Raw genomic sequence first — 6,590 nt, 5'->3', positions numbered from 1 at the left:
ATTATTATAGGAGGATTTAATTTTATTTTTATGGCGTTCGAACATGCCACTCTTTATATAAATTTCTAAAGCAGCTTGAGATATCATTGGACTATCAATGTCTAAAATCTTTTTATATTTATGGAAAGCATTTGCAATAGCTGGTGGAATAACCGCCACACCGACTCGTAAACCTGGAAAAATAATCTTCGAGTAACTTTTCAAATATATGACATGATTACAATTATGTAAGCTATATAACGGATCTGCTTTTGAATCTGTTTCTAAATCTGCTAAATAATCATCTTCCACTATAAATACATTATACTTCTTGGCCAATAGCACGATTTTTTCTTTCTCATCTTTAGAATAAGACGTTCCAAGTGGATGATGATATCTCGGTATCGTATAAAAGAATTTTATTTTTCCTGTTCGAAATATACGTTCTAATTCATTCAAGTCGATGCCTTCATTCGTACGTTTAATGCCGATTACAGGAATTTCATTTATTTCTAGATATTCAATATATAAATGATATGTTGGTTGTTCAATTAATATCGTTTCGTTTTCATTCGGAAATGGTATAGAAGTTAGTATTGCAAGCGCCTGCTGCACACCTGACGTTATAAAAATATTTTCTTCTTTTGTGAAGACTTGATAGTTTGTCAGCTGTTTTTGAATAACCGGAATTAAAGATGGCAATCCTTTCGGTGTTCCGTATATAAACAAATCATTCTTATATGTATCAATCGCTTTATTAATACAATGTTGAAAATCTAAGTATGGAAAAACATCGGGATCTGGTGCTGAAGAAGCGAAATCGATTATCTCGTTATTCTCTATGTAACTTCCAGATTTCTTAACAACATAGTATCCACTTTGAGGTACAGAATAAATAATATGGCGCTTTTCTAATTCATGAAGTGCCCGTATAACTGTGGCCTTATTACATTCATATTGCGTAACGAGTGACCGTATAGACGGTAATTTCTTCCCTTCTTTTATCTCTCCATTTTGAATCATACTTTCTAAATCGTTTAAAACATGTAAATACTTATACATCATTACCACCCTCAACATTTAATTTGTACCGGTACAGTTTCTATTTGTTCACATTGTAGCACTAGATCAGAAAGATTACTATGTACGTATACTGGCCAGTAAGAAATTAACTACTATGAGGTGAAATTATGAAAAATACAACAAAAGCATATATATCAGCATTACTCTATTCATTTATTATTGGATTTTCATTTATGTTTGTGAAACTAGCACTAACCATTACGAGCCCTCTTGATACTCTTGCTCATCGTTTTACAGTTGCTTTCATAGCAGCAAGTATTCCGGTTATTTTCGGTTTCGTAAAGTTAAATATATCATTTAAAAACATACTTGCACTTTTACCACTTGCAATATTTTATCCAGCACTGTTCTTTGCTTTCCAAGCATTTGGTCTAGTATATACAAGTTCATCTGAAGCTGGAATTATACAGGCTGCTATCCCTATATTTACAATGATACTCGCTTCCTATTTTTTAAAAGAGTATACGAATACATGGCAAAAAACAGCTGTACTTATTTCCGTCATCGGTGTTATTTATATATTTATCATGAATGGTATAGGAGCTCATAAAACTAGCTTTATCGGTGTTATTCTCATTTTGTTATCGGCATTATCATCGGCTTGCTACAATGTATTAGCTCGAAAAATGACAAAGAAATTCAAGTTAATGGATTTAACCTACACAATGACAGCACTCGGTTTTATTAGTTTTAATTTCATCGCTATCGCCAGCCATATAAACAAAGGCACAATAACTGTATACTTTAAGCCATTTACGAACAGCACATTTCTTATCTCCATTTTATATTTAGGATTACTATCATCCTTACTGACAGCATTATTATTAAACTATGCATTATCTTATATTGAAGCAGCTAAAATAAGTGTTTTTAGTAACTTATCTACACTTATTACTATAATTGCAGGCGTTGTATTCTTACACGAGCAAATTGCCTACTACCATATCATCGGTACACTTATGATTGTTCTTGGTGTAATAGGTACAAACTTTTTGGGCAAAAAAGGAATTATAGCGAAAAAGAAGAATACCTCCTTGAGTAAATAAAAAGTGAGGGGTAAATAATGCAGAACTCTAATACGATCGATATCCGTAATCTACATGAGCTAGAAAACGAATTGTCTACTTTATTAAGTAAACCCATTTCTTCAGGAGAAGATTTAGAAAATTGGCTGAAAATACAGTCGAAATTAATATGGGAAATCGAAGAACAATTGAGATCACACTATATTGACTTTCAATGTAATACAGATAACAAAGAAATAAAAGATACGTTTGAATATGATCAACAATATGTAAGGCCTCTTTTGAAACGTTATCAAAATTCCTTTGATAATAAATATTTAGAGTCACCATTTCGAATGCAACTTGATCCAAAAACTTATAGCTTACTAGATAAAAAAATAAAAAATGCGCAAACATTATTTTGTGAAAAGAACATTGATTTAGAAGTAAAAGAAGACAAATTAGTAACCGAGTACTTCGAAATTACAGGCAGTTTGACTGCACTATGGGATGGCGAAGAAAAAACAATTACTGAACTACAGTCTTACTTACAAAATCCGAATCGTGATATACGAAAAAAAGCAAAAACGCTCATTTCTGAAAAATTTTTATCTGTTGAAAATAATTTACAACATATTTTAAATGAATTAATTGCAATCCGTCACCAAAAGGCAAAAAACATTCAATTAGATAATTATCGTGACTATATGTTTAAAAAACATGAACGTTTTGATTATACGGCTGATGATTGCTATGAACTTGCAGAATCCGTTCGTAAATACGTTGTGCCACTTATTGATAATATATTTAATGAGAAAAAAGCTGAACTTCAAGTAGATATACTTCGTCCGTGGGATCTAAAAGCAGCCGCACCAAATCAAAAAGTATTAAAACCCATTGAAGACGAGAGTGATTTAATCGAAAAAAGTTCTCATATTTTACAAAAACTAGACACAGAATTTTCTGCATTATTGAGCCGTATGCATAAAAATGATTGCTTAGATTTAGAAAGTCGTAAAGGAAAAGCACCTGGAGGATTTTGCGAACACTTACCTGCTTCTCAATTATCTTTTATTTTTATGAATCTCAATCATACACATTATGATGTTACTACTTTCCTCCATGAAATGGGCCATAGTATTCATAATGAATGTATGAAGCAGCTAGAGCTACAAAAATATTTAGAAATCCCTTCAGAATCAGCTGAGCTAGCCAGCATGACAATGGAATTGTTTTCGATGGAGTATTGGGATACATTTTATGAGAATACAGAAGAATTTATAAAAGCAAAATTAGATTTCTTTAAAGATATTGTTAAGTATTTACCACAAATGCTTATCGTTGATCAATTCCAACATTGGATGTATGAAAATCCAAATCATACTGCTAAAGAAAGAAATGAAAAATATTTAGAATTACATAACACTTACCAATCGAATGTGGTAAATATTGAAGGTTATGAAAACTGGATAGCAACTGGCTGGTTACCTGTACTACACATATTCGAAATACCATTCTATTATATCGAATATGCAATTGCGCAGCTTGGTGCATTGCAAATGTATAAACAATATAAAGAGAATCCTAAACAAGCACTACAAAATTACAAACAAGCATTATCTCTAGGTAGCTCTGAATCCTTACCAGAGGTATATGAAGCAGCTGGAATTCGTTTTGATTTTTCTAGTGAGACAATAAAAGAATTAATGGCATTTGTAGAAGAAGAGTTAAATTTACTTGAACAAATATAAGTAAAAAAGATGCACCTATACTTTTAGGTGCATCTTTTTTACTGTATTCTCTTCTAATTAGTTTCAATTTTCATCTCGTTTTATTAATAAGCTCTATATATTGTAGGTCCCCATACCCTATTGTTGGAAAAAGATTAAACAACCTTTTTAATAACTCTTGTGTTGGTAAACCTTTATTTTTGGAGATATACTTTACTACTACATTATTTTCTTTTAGCATTTCTAAATATAAATCTATCGCCTGATACATTACAGGTAGTACCTCATGAGATGGCTTTTTATGATTTACTAGAACTTCATTGTAAACAGAAAAATAGTTCCCTAATTCAAGTTCAATTTGACTTACTTTAAATTCATCCTCTCTGAAGCTATTTAAGTATACTTTGCCCTTATAACCAGACTGTTCAAGGTAAGAAAGTACTGTAAGTAGATTCATTTGGCAAAACATATCTTCACCGAACCATAAAACAATACATTTATACTCTTTCTTAAAAAGATTCTCTAAAGGATGAATAACCTTTTTCGTATAATTTTCTACAGTACCTTGGTGCCCTTCTGCCCTTGTTTTAATAAACTCATCATCAAAAATCTGTGCAGTAGTCGCATTTACACACATAGCTTCATTAAATGGAGCGTAATCAGACTCCCCCATTAGTTTTTCACTTTTAAATTCTTCATACATAAATTGACCATTTAATATGTTTAGTACATCTTTATCAAACAGATCACTCTTCGCATTTCGTAACTGATCAACTTCAATTTTTCTAGAAAAATTCATTCTATCCCACTCCTTGCCATCATTGATTGAGAGTTTAATAAATGATTGAACCGGTATTTTGTTAAGTTGGAATTTTCCTGGGGTTATACCAAAAACAGTTTTAAATGCTCTACTATAAGCCTCTTGCGAAGAGTAACCGTAATCAAATGCGATATCAATTATCTTTCTATCATTCGTCAAATCTTCCGTTGATAAATACAATCTTCTAAGAAGAATATATCGTCTAATACTTATCCCTGTTACTTGATGAAATTTAAACGAACAGAAGTAAGGAGAATATCCCATATAATTAGATAATTTATCTAATGAAAACCTCTTTTTTAAATTGCCCTCAATCCATTCAATCATTAGCTGTATATGTTCATTCATTTATCTCCCTCCTCACTAATAATTATAAGAAGTATCCAACTCTTTCTTTTGATATTTCTTGTGGTCTATAACATTAACCACCCTCTAGAACCTTTAAATATCATATGTAACTAATCATTTCATATTTTTTCAGCTATCTTATTTTGCCATACATTTACTTAACTTTCCAATAAAGTGAAACTTTAATCAGTGGAGGTTTGCTCCTCCCCACTAATTATTATCCCATACTAATCGGGCGTTTACGGGATAAATCTTTTTTAAAGAATTCTACCAAATAAAACACGAAATTTGTAAGTTAAGGAACTAGTAGTTTTGTGAGTGAAAAATTTATGTTTGGAAAGGAAGTTAAAATGAATAATATAGAAAAAGAGATACTTAAACTAATTAATAAACTATATCCATTGGATTTTATTGAAATGACACCAATAACAAATGAAATGTATCAATGTCTCACGGCACAAGGTACTTACTTCGTTAGAATTACAAACTATAAAACATATGAAGAGCAATTAGAAGAAGTTACATATACGAATTTTTTATATCAAAAGGGCTTAGGAGTCCCTCCAATAATACCTTCTTTAAAGGGGAATTTAGTAGAGAAAATAACATTAGACAAAGAAGTTTTTGCTGTATTATATAAAGCTGCTCCTGGTATACATTTACCAAGAAACGACTGGAATTCTAATGTATTTAAAAAGCTTGGTCAACAAATTGGAAAATTACATCGTATATCTAAAGACTTTGAAAGAATTCAACCGGTAAATCATATAAACGACTGGTATGAAAATGAAGAGTATAATTTTCTTAACTATATCCCTAAAGAAGAAACTACTATAAGAGAAATTGCATCTGACGTTTTAGCTTCTATAAAGGAACTGCCAAAGAATCCTTCAAATTATGGCTTAATTCACGGAGATTTATGGTTAGAAAACATATTAGTCGAAAATAATTCAAATTTAACAATGATTGATTTTCAAGACTGTGAGAAACATTTTTATATATTCGATTTAGCAGTCCCAATCTATAGTGCGATAGAATATTCATTCGTTGGGAATGGTAACATAGTTGACTATGAGAGTTCTATTACAAAAGCAATAGTTGAAGGATACAAAGAGGAAAATGATTTACCTAAAGAGATGCTAGACCAACTACCTTTGTTTACTAAATTAAAAGAGATATTCGAATATAGCTTAATGCATATGTATTGGGATAAAGAAGAATTAACTGAGGAAGAAGTACGGATAATGAATCTTTATAGAATGAAGATAGAAAATAAGTATACCTATATCAATATTTAAAAATACTGTTGTTTAACTACAAGGAAACTTTAGTTAAACAACAGCATTTATTAATTAGCTACTAGACAACCTTTGTTTTATTACTTATAAATACTGATTCAATAATCTTTTCAAATACACTTCATTTTGCGGAGATATTTCCTCAGAAAATCTAGCTGCAATAATAATAGGAGCCCATTGAAAGATCTTATCTCTTGTTAGATCAGTATTACTGCAATATATTTGTAAATACATTTCCGCTAATTCTATATAAGACTGCGCGTACAATAAATATGTACGAAACACATCTGCACGAATATCACCTGAACTAGCATCAACCCAATCTATA

5 protein-coding genes and 1 pseudogene are annotated in these 6,590 nt (G+C 30.9%); 3 read left to right on the top strand and 3 right to left on the bottom strand.

Translation table 11 applies throughout. The features are described 5' to 3' along the window. The coding region (locus tag V7038_RS17520; RefSeq protein ID WP_335471106.1) for a PLP-dependent aminotransferase family protein at window positions 1-1,041 on the bottom strand (1,041 nt) is incomplete at its 3' end. Window positions 1,042-1,169: 128 nt separating this feature from the next. On the opposite strand from V7038_RS17520, the gene V7038_RS17515 reads away from it, so the two are divergent. Both V7038_RS17515 and V7038_RS17510 read left to right on the top strand, forming a co-directional pair. Beyond that, window positions 1,170-2,108 (top strand): DMT family transporter, encoded by a 939-nt coding sequence (locus V7038_RS17515; protein ID WP_199659421.1) that lies wholly within the window; start codon window positions 1,170-1,172, stop codon window positions 2,106-2,108. A 17-nt stretch (window positions 2,109-2,125) separates the two neighbouring features. Next, a complete protein-coding gene (locus V7038_RS17510; RefSeq protein WP_199659420.1) occupies window positions 2,126-3,817 on the top strand; it encodes a M3 family oligoendopeptidase in 1,692 nt (563 codons plus the stop codon). A 70-nt stretch (window positions 3,818-3,887) separates the two neighbouring features. Here V7038_RS17510 and V7038_RS17505 read toward each other — a convergent pair whose 3' ends face one another. Then, the gene (locus V7038_RS17505; protein ID WP_199659419.1) at window positions 3,888-4,964 is read right to left on the bottom strand and encodes a helix-turn-helix domain-containing protein; all 1,077 of its coding nucleotides are present in this window, start codon (window positions 4,962-4,964) and stop codon (window positions 3,888-3,890) included. Window positions 4,965-5,293: 329 nt separating this feature from the next. On the opposite strand from V7038_RS17505, the gene V7038_RS17500 reads away from it, so the two are divergent. Continuing rightward, window positions 5,294-6,262: a phosphotransferase enzyme family protein gene (locus V7038_RS17500; RefSeq protein WP_335471108.1), complete on the top strand. Its 969-nt coding sequence runs from the start codon at window positions 5,294-5,296 to the stop codon at window positions 6,260-6,262. An 84-nt stretch (window positions 6,263-6,346) separates the two neighbouring features. Here V7038_RS17500 and V7038_RS17495 read toward each other — a convergent pair. Beyond that, window positions 6,347-6,590, bottom strand: a pseudogene (locus tag V7038_RS17495) (aminoglycoside phosphotransferase family protein); the annotation flags it as partial.

The organism is Bacillus sp. JJ783 (assembly GCF_036963225.1).
In the GTDB taxonomy this organism is placed as follows: domain Bacteria; phylum Bacillota; class Bacilli; order Bacillales; family Bacillaceae_G; genus Bacillus_A; species Bacillus_A cereus_U.
This window is presented reverse-complemented; position numbering and strand designations above follow the sequence as displayed.

Coding starts and splice junctions, on each gene's coding strand:
- V7038_RS17515 (WP_199659421.1), top strand. CDS start 1,170: ATGAAAAATACAACAAAAGCATATATATCAGCATTACTCTATTCATTT.
- V7038_RS17510 (WP_199659420.1), top strand. CDS start 2,126: ATGCAGAACTCTAATACGATCGATATCCGTAATCTACATGAGCTAGAA.
- V7038_RS17505 (WP_199659419.1), bottom strand. CDS start 4,964: ATGAATGAACATATACAGCTAATGATTGAATGGATTGAGGGCAATTTA.
- V7038_RS17500 (WP_335471108.1), top strand. CDS start 5,294: ATGTTTGGAAAGGAAGTTAAAATGAATAATATAGAAAAAGAGATACTT.